A 19,085-nucleotide genomic window follows, 5' to 3' on the forward strand; every position below is an offset into this window, starting at 1 on the left:
GCCATGACAAATCCCGACATCGTCATCATCGGCTCCGGCATAGGCGGCGCCACGATCGCCTCCGGCCTTGCCGGCGGTGGCGCTTCGATCCTGATGCTGGAGCGCGGCGAACCACTGCCAGCAACGCCGCACAAACGCGACACCCGCGCGATCTTCGTCGACGGCCATTATCGGCCGAAGGAGATGTGGCTCGAGGCCGGCGGAGCGCCTTTCAACCCGGGCAATTACTACTATGTCGGCGGCAATTCGAAATTCTACGGCGCGGTGCTGATCCGCTACCGTAGGCAAGACTTTTCGGAGATCGAGCATTATGGCGGCATCTCGCCGGCCTGGCCGTTTTCCTATGAGGAATTCGAACCCTGGTATTCCAGGGCCGAGCAGCTTTTCCGCGTGCGCGGTGCGCTGGGTGAAGACCCGACCGAGCCGTTCCACTCGATGCCCTATCCTTTCGGGCCGGTACCCGACGAGCCGCCGATCGCGCGCGCCCGCGCCGAACTCAGGAGCCTCGGCCTGCACCCGGCATCGCTGCCGCTCGGCGTCGACATCGAAGCCTGGCTGAAAGACGGCAGCACGCCGTGGGACGCGTTTCCCAACACCGGGACCGGCAAGGTCGACGCCCAAACGGGACCGCTGGCCGCCGCCCTTGCCGACCAGAAGATCAAGCTCGAGACCGGCGCCCATGTCGAATATCTCGAGGCATCGCCGGATGCGAGGACGATCATCGCCGTCCATTATCGACAGAACGGTACGCTGAAGAAAGTCGCGCCGAAGCTGGTCATCCTATCGGCCGGCGCAGTCAATTCCGCCGCCATCCTGCTGCGCTCGCCCACCCCTCAGGGCAGAGGCGGTGGCAAAGGCCTGGCCAACCGCTCCGACCAGGTCGGCCGCAACTTCATGAATCACAATTCGAGCGCCATGCTGGCGATCGATCCACGCCGCCGGAACAAATCCGTCTACCAGAAGACGCTGATGCTGAACGATTATTATCTGTCCGACGGCAAGGGCGGCAAGCCGCTCGGCAATGTCCAGCTCCTCGGCAAGATCGACGGCAACATCCTCAAGGCCAATGTCAGGCGCGCGCCCAAATTCGCGCTCGATTTCATGGCCGGCCACGCCGTCGACTGGTATCTGATGTGCGAGGACCTGCCCGATCCCGAGAGCCGCATCATGGTCGACGGCAAGGACATCGTCATGCAGTGGCGGCGCTCCAACATGCAGTCGCTCGACGGACTGACCAAGGTGATGCGCGAGAATTTCCGCGCCTGCGGCTATCCGATCGTCCTGTCGCGGCCGTTCGACAAGCGCACGCCCTCGCACCAATGCGGCACGGTGAAGATGGGCAACGATCCAGCGACCTCGCCGCTCGACCCGTTCTGCCGCTCCTTCGACCACAGCAATTTGTTCGTCGTCGATGCCGGCTTCCTGCCGAATTCGGCCGCCGTCAATCCGGCGCTGTCGATCGCCGCACAGGCGCTGCGCGTCGCCGATCATATCCGCAAGACGGAGCTTGCAACATGAGCCGCCCGGCAGCGATCGTCACCGGCGGCGCGCGCGGGATCGGCCTTGCTTGCGCCGAGGCGCTGGCCGACGCAGGCTTCGACATCCTCCTCTCAGACCTTGCCGACGAAGCCGCCGACGGGCTCGCCGCCGACATCACAGGGCGCGGCGCGAAGTTCGCCTATGCCAGCAGCGACATCGCCGACCTCGACGGCCACGCAGCGCTGATTGATGCCGCGACAAGCGCCTTCGGCCGCATCGACTGCCTGGTCAACAATGCCGGCATCGGCGCCGTCCTGCGCGGCGATCTGCTCGAGCTCAAGCCCGAAAATTTCGACCGGGTGCTCGGCATCAATCTGCGCGGCACCGTATTCCTCAGCCAGGCCGTCGCCAAAGCGATGCTCGGCCTGCCAAGCGATGGTGCGAGATCGATCATCACCATCACCTCGGTCAGCGCCGCCATGGCCTCGCCGGAACGTTCCGATTACTGCATCTCCAAGGCTGGGCTTTCGATGTGGGTGAAGAACCTGGCGCTGCGGCTTGCCACCGAAAACATCGCGGTGTTCGAGGTGCGCCCGGGCATCATCCGCACCGACATGACCACGGGTGTGACCGCCAAATATGACGGGCTGATCGACGGCGGGCTGGTGCCGGCGATGCGCTGGGGCGAGAGCGAAGATATCGGTGCCGCCGTGGCAGCACTCGCCGGTGGCAAGTTCGGCTTTTCGACCGGCTCGGTCATCAATGTCGACGGCGCGCTGTCGGTGCCGAGGCTATGAACAGGTGACGCCATGACCGACTACATCATCGTCGGCGCCGGCCCGGCCGGCTGCGTACTCGCCAACCGGCTGAGCGAAGATCCGTCGCATCAGGTGCTGCTGCTCGAAGCCGGCGGCAAGGACTGGAATCCGCTGATCCACATGCCGGCCGGTTTCGCCAAGATGACCAAGGGCATCGCCGCCTGGGGCTGGTCGACGGTGCCGCAAAAGCACATGCAGGACCGTGTCTTCCGATACACGCAGGCCAAGGTGATCGGTGGCGGCTCTTCGATCAACGCCCAGATCTACACGCGCGGCAACGCCCGCGACTACGACGCCTGGGAGAAGGAAGAAGGCCTTGCCGGCTGGGGCTATCGCGACGTGCTGCCCTATTTCAAGCGCGCGGAGAACAACCAGCGTTATGCCAACGATTTCCACGGCGACCAAGGCCCGCTCGGCGTGTCGAACCCGATCGCGCCGCTGCCGATCTGCGAGGCCTATTTCCGTGCCGGACAGGAGATGGGCATCCCCTTCAATCCCGACTTCAACGGGGTAGCCCAGGAGGGCGTCGGTTACTATCAGTTGACGCAGAAGGACGCGAAGCGCTCCTCCGCCTCGGTCGCCTATCTCAGGCCGATCCGGGAGCGCAAGAATCTCACCATCAGGACCGGCGTTCTGGTGACACGCATCGTCGTCGACAAGGGCCGCGCCGTCGGCGTCGAGATCGTCGACAGGCCGGGCGGCCAGCCAACGATCCTGCGCGCCGAACGCGAGGTGATCGTCTCGTCCGGCGCCATCGGCTCGCCGAAGCTTTTGCTGCAGTCGGGCATCGGCCCGGCCGACCATCTGAAGGCGGTCGGCGTGACACCGGTGCACGATTTGCCCGGCGTCGGCTCCAACCTGCAGGATCATCTCGACCTGTTCGTCATCGCCGAATGCACCGGCGACCACACTTACGACAACTATGCCAAGCTGCACTGGACGGCGTGGGCCGGCCTGCAGTATCTGCTCCTGAAGAAAGGCCCGGTGGCTTCCAGCCTGTTTGAGACCGGCGGCTTCTGGTACGCCGATCCGACCGCCGCCTCTCCCGATATCCAGTTGCATCTCGGCCTCGGCTCCGGCATCGAGGCCGGCGTCGAGAAGCTGAACAATCCGGGCGTGACATTGAACTCGGCCTTCCTGCGCCCGCGCTCGCGCGGCACCGTGCGGCTGAACAGTGCCGACCCGGCCGACCGCCCGCTGATCGATCCGAACTATTGGTCCGATCCCTATGACCGCGACATGTCGATCAAGGGGCTGAGGCTGGCGCGCGAGATCATGCGGCAGAAGGCGCTGCAGCCCTATGTACTGCGCGAGGTACTGCCGGGACCCGACCTGCAGAGCGGCGACGAGCTGTTCGACTACGCCTGCCGCAGTTCCAAGACCGACCACCACCCGGTCGGCACCTGCCGCATGGGCCACGATGCGATGAGCGTGGTAACGCCAGATCTCAGGCTGCGCGGTATCGAGGGCCTGCGCGTCTGCGACGCCTCGGTGATGCCGCGCATCCCCTCCTCCAACACCAATGCCCCGACGATCATGGTTGGCGAAAAAGGCGCCGATCTGATCCTTGGCCGCGAGCCGCTGCCGCCGGCGGTGTTTTCCACCAACCGAGCGGCATGAGGGACAAAGAATGATCAGGCACTGTGTCTTCGTCAGATTTCGCAACGATGTCGCCGACGCCGAGCGCGCGGCAATCCATGCCGATCTCGAAGCGTTGCGGGCGGTGATCGACGGCATGGGCAAGGTCGAATTCAGCGCCAATACCAGCCCGGAACCCTTCGCCCGCGGCTTCACGCACGGCTTCACCATCGACTTTCGCGACGCTGCGGCACGCGATGCCTATCTGGAGCGTGAAGCGCATCAGCGAGCCGGCGCAAAACTGGTCGCGGCGCTCGAAGGCGGCACCGACGGGCTGATGGTGTTTGACCTGGAGATCGCGTGACTATCCCATTCTCAGCGCAACGACGCCGGCAACGATGCTAAGCACCGCGGCACCTCGCCATGCCGTCATCTTCTCGCCGAGCGCGAACACCGAGATCATCATGGCGAACAGGATCGATGTTTCGCGCAGCGACGCCACCGAGGCGATCGGCGCCTTGGTCATCGCCCACATTACGATCCAGTAGGCGCCGCCGCTGAGCACGCCGGTATAGATTCCGGCCTTCCAGTCGCGCGCCAGCACCGGCAGCGCCTGTGGGCCGCGAAAGACGACGCATAGCACCAGCGCCCACAGCGCATCGCAGACGAACAGCCAGGCGGCATAACTCGACGCGGTGGCGGCCAGCCGCGCGCCGCTGCCGTCCGACAGCGTGTAGCTGGCGATGAAGATCGATGTGCCCAGCGCGAAGCCGACGGCGCGCAGGTTCAATTTCTCCAGATGCGCGCCGCCGCGAAACGACAGCACCAGCGTGCCCGCCGACAACAAGAGGATGCCGAGAACGGCGAGCGGCGCCGGCATCTCGGCAACCACCACAACGCCCCCCAAAGCGGCCAGCAATGGCGCGGTGCCGCGCGCCAGCGGATAGGTCTGGGCGAAATCGCCGGCCTTGTAGGCGCCGATCAGGAACGTCCTGTAGCCCATGTGGAAGACAACCGAGGCGAGGATGTATGGCCACACTTCCGGCTTCGGCACCTCGACGAAAGGCAACGTCACCAGCGCAGCGGCACCCATGCCGAGCGTCATCAGTGTGATCGACAGGAAACGGTCGAGATGGACCTTGACCAGCGCGTTCCAGATCGCATGCATGGAAGCGGCGGCGAGCACCGCGAAAAAGACAAACAGGCTCATCGGCGGTTCATCCGCCGCCCGTCTCGATGACGATCGGCGTCTCCAGGTCGATATCGACCCAGAGCGGAAAATGGTCGGAAGCGATTTGGCCGATATCGGCGCTGACCGAGCGCACGCGCCCGGCAAACATGCCGCCGACGAAGCAATGGTCGAGCCGGCGCTTTGCCAGCCTGCCATCGATAGTCTTCACATGGGTGTGCAAATCCGCTGTCGGTTCCATTGCGACGGCCGCGGCATCGACAAAACCGTCGAGATAGGCGGCACCGCGATGATAGGGCGCGCTGCCGACAATGCGCCGGTACTCGGCGCTATCCGGCTCCATGTTGAAGTCGCCCAACCAGATCGCCGCTACGGGGTTTTCTGGCTCCTGTTCGCCATTGCTCCAGTTGCGCGCCGGCTCGTCGTCGGCGCCGCTCCATGGACCGCCCTCGGACGGCGCGCGGCGATGCTCGGCGAGCAAATAGTCGATCTGCTCCAGCCGCTCCTCGGCCGCGATATGCGCCAGATGCAACGACAGCACCCGCACCGGACCGGCAGGGGTGCGGATCATGCATTCGAGTGCGGCATTGCGGGTGTTGAGCGGCCGCAGCGTGCGCCTGAGCGGCAGCGTATGCAGCCGCGACCAGACGATCGGAAGCTTCGACAGAACCATGGTGCCGAATTGCCGCCGCCGGTTGACGATGCGGCCTTCACGCCGGTGGCTGGCATCCATGTCGAAGGCCGGCCCGTAGACCCAATGATAGTCGGGCAGCAATTGCGAAAGAAGTTCCGGCTGGTCGTCCTCGTTGCTGCGCAACCAGTGCCGTTCCACCTCCTGCAAGGCGACGATGTCGGCGCCGGCCACGACCTTGGCACAACGCGCCAGGTCGTAGCGGCCATCGCTGCCGAAGCCGTACTGGATGTTATAGCTGACCAGCTTCATTGCTTATCCGGCTCAGTTTCCTGCTGGCAGTAGCCGTTCGCTGACAGCCTTGCAATGTGCAGCCGGGCGGAGGGAGCTTGGGCCAGATGCTAAGTGGTCAGCGGCTGGAACCGACCGGGCGGGGATGCTGCCAGTTCCGACCAGTCGATTTCTTCCTCAAGGCGGTGGTAGGCTTCGTCGCCGATCGTTCCGTCGATGCGCAAACGCTCCAGCGCATCGCGCTGGCTCTTGATGGCGTAAAGACGCAATCTGTCATACTCGGTCGCCGCCTGGGCATCCTCCGGGTTTTCGGCGATGGCGCGCTGGGCGGCATATTGCTCTCGCACCGCCCCGGCCGCGCTGGATGTCTTGCCGCTGAGCACGTCCAGCGCCGCCTGCATGATGGCGACGCGCGCCTGCGCCACCTCCCGGTCGACCGTCCGGTCGAGGTCGAGATTGAGCAGAAGCAGCAACGGTTTCAGGCTGACGCCTTGCAGCACCAATGTGCCGAGCACGACCGTGAAAGCGGCGAGCACGATCGGATCACGGCCCGGAAAGTCGGCCGGCAAGGCAAAGGCTGCCGCAAGCGTCACCAGGCCACGCATGCCGCACCAGCCGATAAGCACGCCGCCGCGAAATGTCGGCGCGTCTTTTTGCCTGTCCTCGTCACCCAGACGTGCCAGCGCTCTGAGGATCGCGCCGCAGCCCAGCACCCAGACGAGCCGTGATACGATGACGACGGCCAGCACAGCCAGGGCAAAGACGAACGCCTCGCTTTGCCCTTGCTCGGCAAGTCGACCGACGATCGACCGCGCTTGCAGGCCCATCAGAACGAAGGCCAGCACGTTGAGCACGAACACCGCCGTCTCCCAGACCGAGTAGGAGCTGACACGATTCCTTGCCGGCATGCGGCGCGGCGATGTACGTGCGATCGTCATGGCATAGACGACGATCGTGATGATGGCAGAAAGCCCTATCCTGTCGGCCAGGATCCAGACGCCGAAGGTTGAGGCGAATTGCACCACGGTGCCGCTCGCCGGGTCGTCGATGCGGCCGAGTATGGCGAGAGACAACCGGCCGAGCACATAGCCTGCGGCAAGGCTGCCGACCGTCGACAGCAGGATCATTGGAACGGCACTGCTCAACAGGATGGAGCCGGCGGCTGCGGAAACCGACATCCTGTAGATCAGCAGCGCCGTGGCGTCGTTGAGAAGGCTCTCGCCTTCCAGGATGGCGGTGATGCGGTGCGGCACCTTGAACTGTCCGAGCACGGCCGCCGCCGCCACCGCATCGGGCGGCGCTACGATCGCGCCGAGCGCTATGGCCGCGGCAATGGGCAGGCCTGCCATCGTCCAGCCGACCAGCGCGACCGTCACGGTGGTGAAGATGACGGCGCCAAGCGCCAGCAGGATGAGCGAAACCTTGTAGCGGTTGAGATCGCGCAGCGACGTGTCATAGGCCGCGTCGAGCAGAACCGGCGCGATGAACAGAGCGAGCGCCAGCTCTGGGTCGATCTCGATGGTCGGGGCAAACGGCAGGAAGGCGATGCCGGCGCCGGCCAGCGCCAGCAATGACGGATAGGGAATCTGCAGACGCCGCGACAGCGCGGTCAGTGCGACCGCGATGAGAAGCAGGACAAGGGTGAGTTCAAAAAGCGCCATGCCTTATCGTAGCGGTGAAGCCGGGCGATTGGCACTGCAAAAACGGCGACGGCTTTGGCTGCTCGTGAATGGTGAATGGCTGCGTGCAGAGGAATTTCGGCGCGTAAAGCGCATTCTTACTATTCACTATTCACCATTCACTCTTCTCCTAATGCAGCACCAGCATGTCGCCCGACGAGAACGAAATCTCGGCCTTTTCGCCGACGGCCGGCGGCGGTGTGGCCGGACTGTTGAACGTGTCGAGCGAGACCGTGCTGCCGCCGATGCCGACGCGAACCCGGATGACCGAGCCGAGGAAATGCACCTCGGCGATTTCGCCCGAAAGGCTGGAATCGCGGCCGGGGTGGCGGCCGAGCGAGATCGCCTCGGGCCGCAGCGCCAGCGACAGCGTGTCGCCGGACTTCGAGCCGTTGAGCTTGCCCTTGAGCGAGACCTCTTGCGAGTTGACGCGCACCTTGCCCGAAGCGGCGTCGGTGACCGTGCCTTCGAGCACGTTCAGCGTGCCGACGAAATTGGCGACGAATTTGGTTGCCGGCCGGTTGTAGATCTCGAACGGCGTGCCGACCTGCTCGGCCTTGCCGCCATACATGACGGCGATGCGGTCGGAGATCGACAGCGCCTCTTCCTGGTCGTGGGTAACGAAGATAGTGGTGATGCCGAGCTTCTTCTGGATCGAGCGGATTTCCTCGCGCAGCGACACGCGCACCTTGGCGTCGAGCGCCGACAGCGGCTCGTCGAGCAGCAGCAGTTTCGGCTTGGGCGCAATCGCCCGCGCCAGCGCGATGCGCTGCTGCTGACCGCCGGAAAGCTGGTAGGGATAGCGGTCGCCCATCTGCGGCAGCTTGATGATGTCGAGCATCTCGGCAACGCGCCTGTCGGCATCGGCCTTCGGCATGCCGGCGACCTTCAGCCCGAAGCCGATATTCTGCGCCACGGTGAGGTTCGGAAACAGCGCATAGGCCTGGAACACCATGCCGACATTGCGCTGGTTGGGCTTGAGCCGGGTGATGTCCTTGCCGGCCACGACGATCTTGCCGGCGGATGGCTCTTCGAAACCGGCGACCATGCGCAGCACCGTCGTCTTGCCGCAGCCCGACGGGCCAAGGAAGGAGACGAATTCGCCCGGCTCGACGTCGAGGTTGAAATCCTGCACCACGGTGATGGGGCCGAAGGATTTTCGCACATGCTGGATTGAGAGGAATGGCTCGGTCATGGCTTTTTCTTTCGGGTCAGTTCGGACGGTTCGCCGATCGCGGCGCGAAGCGCGACAGGATCTGGATCAGCGACATGCAGCCCCAGGTGATGGCGAAGGCGATGATGGCAAGCGCCGCCGGCTCGTAGGCGCGATTGGCGCCGACGTTCTGCAGATAGGGTCCGAAAGCAGGCCGGTTGAGCAGGCTGGCCATGGTAAATTCACCGATGACGATGGCGAAGGTCAGGAAGGCGCCCGACAGCACCGCGATCAGCACGTTCGGCAGGATGACCCGAGCGATGATCGTGCCCCAGCCGGCGCCGAGGATCTGCGCCGCCTCAGTCAGTGTCCGCACGTCGATGGTGCGAAGCCCGGTGTCGACGGCGCGATACATATAGGGCAGCGCCAGTGTCGCATAACCGATGACCAGCAAGGCATTGGCTCCTGTGTCGCTGGCCAGGAACGGCAGCGGTGAGTTCGACCCGTACATTCTGATGTAGCCGAAGACGATAACGATGGCCGGGATGACCAGCGGCAACAGCGTGATGAACTCGACGACGGGCCTTAGCTGCGGCAGCCGCAGACGAATCCAGTACGCCGCCGGCACCACCACCAGCACGCCAAGGATGATGGTGAAGATGGCGGCGACCACCGAATAGATGAAGGTCGCCTGGAAGCGGGGATCGCCGAGCACGACCTGATAGGCATCGAAGGAATACGCGCCGCGCCGCATGCGCATGGAGAATTCCACGGTCGCGATCAGCGGAATGAAGAAATAGGCCGCGCCCAGCGCGAAGACGATCCAGGCCCAGAATCTGCCGGACTTCATTTGAGCCACCTCTCAGAGCGCGTCCTGAACCAGATGTAGAAGACATTGGCCAGCCCAGTGATGACGATCATGCCGAAGGCGATGGCGTAGCCGAGATGGGCATTGTGCAGCACGTCACCGCGGATCTGCGCGTAGAGCAGGATAGGGACGATGTTAAGCGAGGAGCCGGTCAGAGCGTAAGCGGTGGCGATGGCACCGAAGGCGTTGGCGAACAAGAGGATGACGGTGCCGAGGAAACTTGGCCAGATCACCGGAATGACGACCATGCGCCAGAACTGCGCCTGGGTCGCGCCAAGCGTTGCCGCCGCTTCGCCCCATTCCTTCTTCAGCCCATCGATCGCCGGCACGATGATCACCACCATCAGCGGGATCTGGAAATAGACATAGGTCAGCGTCAGGCCCCAGAACGACAGGATGTTGAAACCATGGGCATAAATGTTGAAGCCGACCAAGACGTTGAGCAGCACCGTGGCGAGCCCGAGCCGGCCGAGCGTCGCGAGAAAGGCGAAGGCCAGCGGCACGCCGGCAAAATTGGAGGCCACGCCGGAAAAGGTCAGTGTCGCCGAGCGTATCCACTCCGGCAGCCCGCCGCGGACGATGGCGATGGCAATGGCAAGTCCCGCGAAAGCACCGATCAGCGACGAGGCGAGGCTGACCTTGATTGAGATCCAGTAGGCGGCAACGATCGACGGCTGCGCCAAGGCCGCTATGTTTTCGAAAGTGAATTCGCCGGCATCGTTCCGGAATGCGCCCAGCATCAGATAGAGCGTGGGCAGGATCAGGAACATGATGGCGAAGATGAAGAAAGGCGCAACGCCAAGCCATTGCGTCGGCAGCCTCATGCTGCGGGCGTCGGCAGGAGGCGCGGTCTTCCCGGCAACAGCGTGATCGGACAACGAGATATCGGTCATGCGCCGGCTACCGTCCTGGAGGTATGCCGGGCGGCGATCTAAGCCGCCCGGCTGATCTCAAGTCTTACTTGACGTTGGCGCCGACGACGGCATCCCAGTTCTTGGTGATGGCTTCCTTGGCCTTGCCCTGCTCGTCGAGCGTCGGGAACACCGCGGCTGCATAGGACTCGGCCGGCGGCAGCTTGGCCATCACGTCAGCCGGGAGCTTGCCATTCTTGGCGAGGTCGTTGAAGCGGATCGGGTGACAATAGCCCTTCAGCCAGCCGATCTGGCCTTCGTCGGAATAGAGATATTCCAGCCATAGCTTGGCAGCATTCGGGTGCGGCGCGTAGGCACTAATCGCCTGAACATAGACGCCGGCGACGACACCGGTCTTCGGCACGACGACGTCGACCGGCGGATTGCCCTTCAGCGTATCGCGGCCGGCAAGCGCGTTATAATCCCAGGTCACCAGGATTGGCGTCTGGCCTTGGGCAAGCGTCGCGGGCTTGCCGATGACCGGCACGAAATTGCCGGCGGCGTTGAGCTTCTTGAAGAAGTCGAGACCAGCCGTGCCGGCGGCTTCGCCGGCAGCCGCACCGCCGGAAAGGCCGGCGGCATAGACTGCCTGGATGGCCTGGTTCGAAGCACGCGGGTCACCGGCGAGCGCCACGGTATTGGCGAATTCCGGCTTCAGCAAGTCGGCCCAGTCGGCCGGCGCTTCCTTGACCAGGTCCTTGTTCACCAGAAACGAAAGCACGCCGTAATAGTCGCCGGTCCAAAAGCCTTCGGCATCCTTGGCGCTGTCCGGGATCGAGTCCCAGGTTGATACTTTATAAGCCTGGATCAGGCCATCCTTCTTTGCGGTCGGGCCGAAGCTCAGGCCGACGTCGATGACGTCGGGCGCTTGCGGGCCCTTGTTGTCCTTGTTGGCCTTGATCGCCTCGACCTCGTCGCCGGAGCCGGCATCCGGGTTGAGTTCGTTGATTGTGATTTCCGGATATTTCGCCTTGAAGCCGTCGATGACCGCGCCGTAGCCGCACCAGTCATGGGGCAGCGCGATGGTGGTGAGCTGGCCTTCAGCTTTGGCTGCGGCGACCAGTTCATCCATGGACTGGGCCGACGAGATGGCAGAGGTCGCCATCAGGGCGACGGCCGAAAGGGAAAGCAGTTTTCCCGTGAATTTGAACATGTGTTCTCTCCGTTGAACTGACGCCGTTGGACGCCTGCGATGCGGTATCGTTTTCGTGTGACAGCCAGATGAAAACTTTGTGAAAGCGATGCCCCGCAGTATGAAAAAGTAAACTCTTTTTAACCGGCTGTAGCAATCGCTTCGCGATTCTTTTTCCGGCTAACTAGTTTCGATCTTGCCTTTCATCTTTCCCCCTTTCCTTTGCCTCTTTCCCAAGTCGATTTCCGATGCGAAAATTGTCTCAGACGGTGCCGGCGATGGCGTTTTCGAGCAGCGTCAGCGCCGCCTTTTTGGTCAGCTTGACGGGGTTGCCGCCGGCGGTCGGGTCGACCACCGCCATGTCGGCAATCAGGCCCTTGCGCTTCTTGTCCATGTCGAGGCCCTTGATCAGGCCGGGCAGCGCGTGCGGCACCTTGAGCTCCTTGCGCAGCTTGACAACAGCCTTGGCAAAACCGTCGAAGCCGCCCTTGATGCCGCAATAGGCGGCGAGCCGGGCTATGCGCGGCTCGATCGCCTCTCGGTTGAAGGCCAGCACATAGGGCATGAACACGGCGTTGGTCATGCCATGGTGGGTGTCGTAGAGCGCGCCGATCGGATGCGACAGCGAATGAATCGCTCCAAGCCCTTTCTGGAAGGCGGCCGCTCCCATGGCAGCGGCGCTCATCATGTTGGCGCGGGCGACCAGATCCTTGCCGTTGGCATAGGCTTTCGGCAGGTTTTCGAAGACCAGCCTGATGCCTTCCACGGCGATGCCGTCGGCCATCGGGTGATAGCCCGGCGCGCAATAGGCTTCGAGGCAATGGGCAAGCGCATCCATGCCGGTGCCGGCTGTGATGAAGCCCGGCATGCCGACCGACAGCTCCGGATCGGCAATGACGATCGCCGGCAAAAGCTTTGGATGGAAGATGACCTTCTTGGTATGGGTCGCTTCATTGGTGATGACGCCGGCGCGGCCGACTTCCGAGCCGGTGCCGGCCGTGGTCGGCACGGCGATGATCGGCGCGATCGCATCGGCATCGGCGCGTGTCCACCAGTCGCCGACGTCCTCGAAATCCCAGACCGGCCGTGTCTGCCCGGCCTGGAAGGCGATGAGCTTGCCGAGATCGAGCGCCGAGCCGCCGCCAAAGGCAATGACGCCGTCATGCTTGCCCTTCTTGAACACGGCAATGCCGGCGGTCAGGTTGGAATCCACCGGGTTCGGCTTGACCTCGGAAAATACGCCATACGGCACCTTGGCGTCGTCGAGGATCTTCAGCGTCGAGGCCACCACCGGCAGTCTGGCCAGTCCCGGATCGGTGACGAACAGCGGCCGCTTGATGCCGGTCGCCGCCAGCACCTCCGGCAGCTCCTTGATGCGTCCGGCGCCGAAGCGGACGGTCGTCGGGTAATTCCATTTGGAAACGAGTTTTGTCATTTCGACCTTCTTGACTGCTTTCGTGCTCTTGGATGTCATTAGTTCACAAAGGTGTTGGCCACACGTTCCGACCGCATCATGTACGGAACCCAGATGACTGCGGCCCATATCGAGCGCGAAATTCCGCCCACGGTGTCTGCGTCGTACGCATCGGCCAATTCTGGAACGACGGTGGGAAAAGCCAGATGCACAGCCCATGGATCGAGAACGGCATATACCGGCATCGCGAATGCCCAAATCATGTACCAGCCGGGGAATATCTGCCAGCGCTTGAACATGAAGAACAATATTAGGGCCGGGGCCGTAAGGTTTAGTATGCCGGATATCACCAATTCGGCAAGAATCAGCACACCTTGGGACAAACTGTAGGCCTGCCAGTTCTGTAACATGCCGAGATAGTCGGAATTGTGCAGTTGTACCAACCCCAGTATCGGCGTGAGCATCAACCCGAGCATCGGCAGGACAAGCCATCCGCCGATACTCTCGGGACCCTCACGATCTGGCAGCGCCGATTGTTGTGTATCCGCCATTACTCCCCCTCAACAGCGATCGCATGCTTGTCGATCGCCACCTTAGATCACCTCGCGCAGATGGTATGATTTCGGCCTGGTCAGATTGTCGTAGCCGATGGCCGACAGTGCCGCGCCCTTGCCGGTGTCCTTGACGCCGGTCCAGACCAGCGCCGGGTCGAGATAGTCGCAGCGGTTCATGAACACGGTGCCGGTCTCGACGCGATCGCCGATCGCCGCCGCATGGCCGGTGTCGCGCGTCCAGATCGAGGCCGTCAGCCCATAGGGGCTGTCGTTCATCAGCGCGATCGCTTCCTCGTCGTTGCGCACCTTCATGATGCCGACGATCGGGCCAAAGCTTTCCTCGCGCATGACGCTCATCTGGTGGTCGACCTGGGTCAGCACTTCCGGCGCCAGATAGGGGGAACCTTGCCTGTCGTTGGCCACCTTCATATTGATGTGTGCCCTGGCGCCCTTGCGCAACGCCTCGGCCTTCTGCTCGCGGATCAGGTCGGCGAAGCGCGCCTGCGCCATCGGCCCCATGGTGGTCGCCTGGTCGAGCGGATTGCCGACGACGTAATTCCTGGTCTCGGCAATGAAGCCCTCGACGAATTCATCGTAGACCTTCTCGTGGACATAGACGCGTTCGATGCCGCAGCAGCACTGGCCGGAATTGTAGAAGGCGCCGTCGACCAGATTGGCAACGGCATGGTCCATCTTTGCGTCCGGCAGCACATAGGCCGGATCCTTGCCGCCGAGTTCGAGGCCGAGCGTCATGAAGGTGCCCGCCGCCGCCTTTTCGATGGCGCGGCCGCCGGCGACCGAGCCGGTGAAGTTGACATGGTCGATCTTGCCGGAGCCGAGCAGCCTTTCAGTCTGCGCGTGGTTCAGGACGAGGTTCTGGAACAGGCCCTTGGGCAGGCCGGCCTTATCAAACGCCTGCTGAAACCGTTCGCCGACCAACAATGTCTGTGCCGCATGCTTGAGGATGACGGCGCTGCCCGCCATCAGCGCCGGGACGATGGTGTTGACGGCGGTGAGATAGGGATAGTTCCACGGCGCGATCACCATGACCACGCCGAGTGGCACCTTCTTCACATAGCGGCGAAAGCCGTCCTTCGGATTGGAGGCCATGACCGGCTTCAGGGCCGCCTCGGCGATCTCGACCATGTAGCTGACGCGTTCCCTGACGCCGCCGAACTCGCCGCCATAGCGCACCGGCCGGCCCATCTGCCAGGCGATCTCCGGCACGATCTCGTCGGTCATGGCGACCAGCGCTTCCAGCATGGCAAGCATGTATTTGCCGCGCTCGACGACCGGCGTCTCAGCCCACTTCTCCTGCGCCGCCTTGGCACGTTCGACCGCGGCACCGATCGCCTGGTCGGTGGCAAGAGGCCGTTCGGCATAGATCGAACCGTCGACGGGGGATTTTATCTTCACGGTTTCCAAGGAGGTCTCCAAATCAACAAGGCACTGTTTTGACGAAGCCGGCCGCGCCATAGGCAAGGATTGCGCGATCGCGGGTGATGATCTCGAGGTCTTTCGAGCGCGCCGTGGCTATGATGATCCGATCCGTTGGATCGTTGTGAACGACGCCGGGCAGGAACGAAGACTCGACCAAAAGCTCACTGTCGATCCCCTCGACGCTCGCTGCCCCGGTCTGCACGAACCGTTCGAACCATGCGAGCGGTGACTTGATGAATGGCAACCGGCCCTTGGCTACAAGCATGCCGATTTCCCAGGCGGACATCACGGAAACGGCGATCACGCTGCCATTTTTGCGTGCGCTGGTCACCTTCTCGACCGCAGCCCTCGTGACCGGCTGCTCCGTTGACAGCCACAGCATGAAGCATGTGTCGAGCAGAACCCCCTCACTCGTCATAGACATTGCCCCAATCCGGATCGGCGGGCGCGGTATAGTCGACGTCCGGAAGCAGGGTGAGCGTCCCGGCCATGCATCCAAACAACGGATCGGCACCCCGAGGCGGCACGATGTACTCTTCCTTGTTGCCGTTCATGTCGTCCACGAAATCCACTTGCCCCTCCTTGAAACCAGACCGGCGATCAGGCTCCGGTGGCTTCGCCGCATCATTGGAACTTCCCAGGTGCACCAATATCTCGCTTTCCTGCCGGTCGAGAATTTCAGCAATCTTGCGTATCTCGTCGACCTGCATACGCCGCTCACCGTTCAGTGTCCGCGACAAGGCGCTGTAGTGTATGTTCATGCGGCCGGCCATGCTGCGTACCGTGAGCTTGCGCTCGTTCATTCGACTCATGAACCACGCCTTGTCGACATGGGCTCTACCTTTGGGCAAACGCTGCCTCCTGCGTGTTGCTGGTGCGATAACCGCAACAATATTGCGTAAAGCGCAACGCCGTCAATACCGCTCGAACCCCCTGTGCAGTTCCCAGTCCGTAATCCGGCGGTCGTACTCCAACTGTTCCCAGTGTGCCGTGTGGACGTAATGTTCCAGCACATCGTCGCCGAGCGCCTGCCTCAGCATTTTCGATTCCGCCAGCGTCGCGGTGGCGTCGCGCAATGTCTTTGGAATTTCAGGCAGCTGCGAGGCCTGGTAGGCATCACCGACGAAGGGCTTCTGCAGTTCAAGCTTTTCATCGATGCCGGCAAGCCCGGCCGCGATCAGCGCGGCGAAAGCCAGATAGGGGTTCAAATCGGCGCCGCCGATGCGGCATTCCATGCGGATGCCCTTGGTGCCCTCGCCGCAAAGACGGAAGCCGGCGGTGCGGTTGTCCTCGCTCCACATGATCTTGGTCGGCGCAAAGGTGCCGGCCTGGAAGCGCTTGTAGGAATTGATGTAGGGCGCCAGGAACCAGGTGAATTCCTTGGCATATTTGAGCTGGCCGGCCGCCCATTGCTGGCCGAGTGTCGACAGCGTCCACTCGGCATTTTTGTCGTAGAACAACGGCGTCTTGCCGTCGGCGCTCCACAGCGAATTATGGATGTGGCTGGAATTGCCGGCGAGCCCGTAATTGTACTTGGCCATGAACGAGATCGCCTTGCCTTCGGACTCGGCGATTTCCTTGGCGCCGTTCTTCAGGATGACGTGGCGGTCGGCCATGTCGAGCGCCTCGGCGTAGCGGACATTGATCTCTTCCTGGCCTGGCCCCCACTCGCCCTTCGAATTCTCGATCGGGATGCCGGCCGCCTCCATCTCGTTGCGCAGCCGGCGCATGACGCCTTCTTCCTTGGTGGTGATGCCGATCTGGTAGTCGCCGATGTAGGGCGATGCCGTCTCGAGGCCCTGCCAGTGCTTCTTGCGGGCGGAATCGTAGGTTTCGCTGAACAGATAGAATTCGAGCTCGGAAGCGAAATAGCCGATATAGCCGCGATCCTGCAGCCGCTTGACCTGCTTCTTCAGCATGGCGCGCGGCGAATGCGCCAGGTCGTCATGGGTATGGTGGTCGAGCACGTCGCAGATCACCAGCGCCGTCTTCTCCAGCCACGGAACGAGCCGCAGCGTCGCAAGGTCCGGCTTCATGACGAAATCGCCATAACCCTTCGACCAGCTCGCCGCCTTGTAGCCGGGCACCGGTTCCATATCGATGTCTGCCGCCAAGAGATAGTTGCAGCCATGCGTCTCGTCATGCGCGGAATCGACGAAATAACGGGCCAGGAACCGCTTTCCCGCGAGCCGGCCCTGCATATCGACGATGCAGGCCAGCACCGTGTCGACCTCGCCGCTGGAGACCGCTTGCTTCAACTGATCGAACGAGAAATTTCCGGCCATTCCTTTGGCACTCCAGCGCTTGTCGTTTCGGGCTTGTCACTTTGAAAAGGAAACGGAAATCCATGACCGGCACGATGCCGGCCATGGTCATCAGAGAGCGTCAGGCGCCGGCTTCGCCGACGGCTATCTCGGCTGCCTTGATCGCCGCCTGGCGCTTTGCGATCTGGTCGCCGATGGGCGGACCCTGGAAGCGGCGGTTCTCGAAACCGAACCAAAGCACCGCGGTCAGCACAATGAAGCCCAGGGTGATATAGAGCACTTTGTCGTTCGGCGGCTGGATGGCGATGTAGAAGATGATCGCCATGCCGATGACCGACAGGATGCAAAACAGCTTGAACAGGCCGGCGCCGAGATTCCATGGGCCGGGGTTCGGCCATTTCTCCGTTCCGAAAGCCATCATGCCGAGCACGATCGGAATAATGAAGGACAGAAACAGGAACACCAATGTCGAATTGACGACGATGGTATAGATGTTCGTGCCGCCGACCGAGATGAACTGGGCAAGAAAGACATAGATGACCTCGAGCACAGCAGCCGTCCAAATCGCATTGACCGGCGTGCGCCAGGTCGGGCTGACCTTGGCTAGCGAGGCCGAGCCGACCGGCATGCCGCCGTCACGCGAAAAGGCGAAAAGCATGCGCGAGGCAGAGGTGACCGTTGCCAGACCGCAGAGGAACTGCGCGATCAGAATGCCCAGATAGAGCAGTGTCTTCAGCCACGCCGGCAAGATTGCGTCCATCGTGGCGAAGAACACGCCCCAGCCCTGCTTGGCGCCGGCCGCCAGATCCGGAATCGCCAGTACGATCGCGCACAGCATCACCCAGCCGATCAGCGACGACCAGAGTACGGACGAAACGATTGCCCGCGGAACCGAGTGGGCCGCCCTCAACGTTTCTTCCGAAGTATGCGCCGACGCGTCATAGCCAGTGATGGTGTAAACCGGCAGCAGCAGGCAGAGCAGGAAGAGATACGTCATGGAATCGGACTGCGGGAAAACACCGCCCCCCGCATCGCCCGAATAGTTCGTGAACGTCCACAGCCGCGTGATGTCGATCGCTGGCGCAAACACCAGGCAAGCGACGATCAGCACGGCTGTCGTTGCCAGGATCAGGAAGCCGGAGGCGTCCGTCAGCATAGCCGTCAACCTGATGCCGAAATGATTGAGCAGCGCCTGCAACACCGTGATGAAGGCGACAAACCCGACGATCTCACCAGGCGTGCCGGTCATGCCGAAGGCTGCGCCGAAAGTGCCGACGAAAAAGAAAGCCGTGCCGATGTTGATCGCACCGAGCACGGTGATCAGGCCGAGCAGGTTGAGCCATGCGGTCAGCCAGCCAGTGAAACGGTTCCCCAGAATAGATGCCCAGTGATAGAGGCCGCCCGCGGTCGGAAATGCAGAGGCGATCTGGGCCATGGCGAGCGCGAAAAGTCCCGAAACCATGCAGCCGACGATCCAGCCGATACCAGCGCCCGCGCCACCAATGGACGATGTCGCTTGCGCGAAGGAATTGATGCCGCCTGAGAGAATGCAGATGATCGAGAACGAGATCGCGAAATTCGAGAAGCGGCTCATGCTTCGAGAAAGTTCCTGAGCATAGCCCATTCCATGGAGAACTTTCAGGTCCTCCTTCTTATCAACTTCACTGTAACCCGGTGCTACCAT

Annotated in this window: 18 protein-coding genes; 4 read left to right on the forward strand and 14 right to left on the reverse strand. The window is 62.6% G+C overall.

Features of this window, described 5'->3' with window-relative positions; all coding sequences use genetic code 11:
- Positions 1 to 3: 3 nt before the first annotated feature.
- The 4 genes from NKI47_RS05435 to NKI47_RS05450 are packed head-to-tail and all read left to right on the forward strand — an operon-like array spanning position 4 to position 4,239.
- The gene (locus NKI47_RS05435; RefSeq protein ID WP_352588166.1) at positions 4 to 1,518 is read left to right on the forward strand and encodes a GMC oxidoreductase; all 1,515 of its coding nucleotides are present in this window, start codon (positions 4 to 6) and stop codon (positions 1,516 to 1,518) included.
- Positions 1,515 to 2,276 (forward strand): 3-ketoacyl-ACP reductase, encoded by a 762-nt coding sequence (locus NKI47_RS05440; protein ID WP_352588169.1) that lies wholly within the window; start codon positions 1,515 to 1,517, stop codon positions 2,274 to 2,276. The genes NKI47_RS05435 and NKI47_RS05440 overlap by 4 nt, the downstream gene beginning before the upstream one ends.
- Before the next feature lie 12 nt (positions 2,277 to 2,288).
- Positions 2,289 to 3,917 carry a GMC family oxidoreductase gene (locus tag NKI47_RS05445; RefSeq protein ID WP_352588172.1) on the forward strand — a complete coding sequence of 543 codons (1,629 nt, stop codon included), beginning with the start codon at positions 2,289 to 2,291 and terminating at the stop codon, positions 3,915 to 3,917.
- Positions 3,918 to 3,927: 10 nt separating this feature from the next.
- Positions 3,928 to 4,239, forward strand: coding sequence for a Dabb family protein (locus NKI47_RS05450; RefSeq protein ID WP_352588175.1), 312 nt, complete (start codon positions 3,928 to 3,930; stop codon positions 4,237 to 4,239).
- On the opposite strand, the gene NKI47_RS05455 is transcribed toward NKI47_RS05450, so the two are convergent.
- The 14 genes from NKI47_RS05455 to NKI47_RS05520 form a co-directional block, all read right to left on the reverse strand.
- Complete coding sequence (locus tag NKI47_RS05455) at positions 4,240 to 5,085, reverse strand: EamA family transporter (protein WP_352568163.1); 846 nt, start codon at positions 5,083 to 5,085, stop codon at positions 4,240 to 4,242.
- A gap of 7 nt (positions 5,086 to 5,092) precedes the next feature.
- Positions 5,093 to 6,007, reverse strand: a complete 915-nt coding sequence (locus NKI47_RS05460) for an endonuclease/exonuclease/phosphatase family protein (protein ID WP_352588178.1) — start codon at positions 6,005 to 6,007, stop codon at positions 5,093 to 5,095.
- A gap of 89 nt (positions 6,008 to 6,096) precedes the next feature.
- Positions 6,097 to 7,647 (reverse strand): cation:proton antiporter, encoded by a 1,551-nt coding sequence (locus NKI47_RS05465; RefSeq protein ID WP_352568165.1) that lies wholly within the window; start codon positions 7,645 to 7,647, stop codon positions 6,097 to 6,099.
- A gap of 148 nt (positions 7,648 to 7,795) precedes the next feature.
- A complete protein-coding gene (locus tag NKI47_RS05470; RefSeq protein WP_023675358.1) occupies positions 7,796 to 8,860 on the reverse strand; it encodes an ABC transporter ATP-binding protein in 1,065 nt (354 codons plus the stop codon).
- A 16-nt stretch (positions 8,861 to 8,876) separates the two neighbouring features.
- Entirely contained in the window at positions 8,877 to 9,668 is a 792-nt protein-coding gene (locus NKI47_RS05475) for an ABC transporter permease (RefSeq protein WP_352588181.1), read from the reverse strand.
- The gene (locus tag NKI47_RS05480) at positions 9,665 to 10,579 is read right to left on the reverse strand and encodes an ABC transporter permease (protein WP_023675356.1); all 915 of its coding nucleotides are present in this window, start codon (positions 10,577 to 10,579) and stop codon (positions 9,665 to 9,667) included. The genes NKI47_RS05475 and NKI47_RS05480 overlap by 4 nt, the downstream gene beginning before the upstream one ends.
- A 64-nt stretch (positions 10,580 to 10,643) precedes the next feature.
- The gene (locus tag NKI47_RS05485) at positions 10,644 to 11,750 is read right to left on the reverse strand and encodes an ABC transporter substrate-binding protein (RefSeq protein ID WP_352588184.1); all 1,107 of its coding nucleotides are present in this window, start codon (positions 11,748 to 11,750) and stop codon (positions 10,644 to 10,646) included.
- Between the two features lie 241 nt (positions 11,751 to 11,991).
- Positions 11,992 to 13,164 carry an iron-containing alcohol dehydrogenase gene (locus NKI47_RS05490; protein WP_352588187.1) on the reverse strand — a complete coding sequence of 391 codons (1,173 nt, stop codon included), beginning with the start codon at positions 13,162 to 13,164 and terminating at the stop codon, positions 11,992 to 11,994.
- Between the two features lie 38 nt (positions 13,165 to 13,202).
- Positions 13,203 to 13,694, reverse strand: a complete 492-nt coding sequence (locus tag NKI47_RS05495) for a DUF2569 domain-containing protein (RefSeq protein WP_352588190.1) — start codon at positions 13,692 to 13,694, stop codon at positions 13,203 to 13,205.
- A 42-nt stretch (positions 13,695 to 13,736) separates the two neighbouring features.
- Positions 13,737 to 15,173, reverse strand: coding sequence for an aldehyde dehydrogenase family protein (locus tag NKI47_RS05500; protein ID WP_352588193.1), 1,437 nt, complete (start codon positions 15,171 to 15,173; stop codon positions 13,737 to 13,739).
- Positions 15,136 to 15,561, reverse strand: coding sequence for a type II toxin-antitoxin system VapC family toxin (locus tag NKI47_RS05505; RefSeq protein WP_352588196.1), 426 nt, complete (start codon positions 15,559 to 15,561; stop codon positions 15,136 to 15,138). The genes NKI47_RS05500 and NKI47_RS05505 overlap by 38 nt, the downstream gene beginning before the upstream one ends.
- Positions 15,545 to 15,940, reverse strand: coding sequence for a helix-turn-helix domain-containing protein (locus NKI47_RS05510; protein WP_352588199.1), 396 nt, complete (start codon positions 15,938 to 15,940; stop codon positions 15,545 to 15,547). The genes NKI47_RS05505 and NKI47_RS05510 overlap by 17 nt, the downstream gene beginning before the upstream one ends.
- A gap of 111 nt (positions 15,941 to 16,051) precedes the next feature.
- Positions 16,052 to 17,422 (reverse strand): glutamine synthetase family protein, encoded by a 1,371-nt coding sequence (locus NKI47_RS05515; RefSeq protein ID WP_352588202.1) that lies wholly within the window; start codon positions 17,420 to 17,422, stop codon positions 16,052 to 16,054.
- Positions 17,423 to 17,522: 100 nt separating this feature from the next.
- Positions 17,523 to 19,085, reverse strand: a complete 1,563-nt coding sequence (locus NKI47_RS05520) for an amino acid permease (RefSeq protein WP_352588205.1) — start codon at positions 19,083 to 19,085, stop codon at positions 17,523 to 17,525.

The sequence above is a fragment of the Mesorhizobium sp. M0633 genome (assembly GCF_040320645.1).
Lineage (GTDB): Bacteria > Pseudomonadota > Alphaproteobacteria > Rhizobiales > Rhizobiaceae > Mesorhizobium.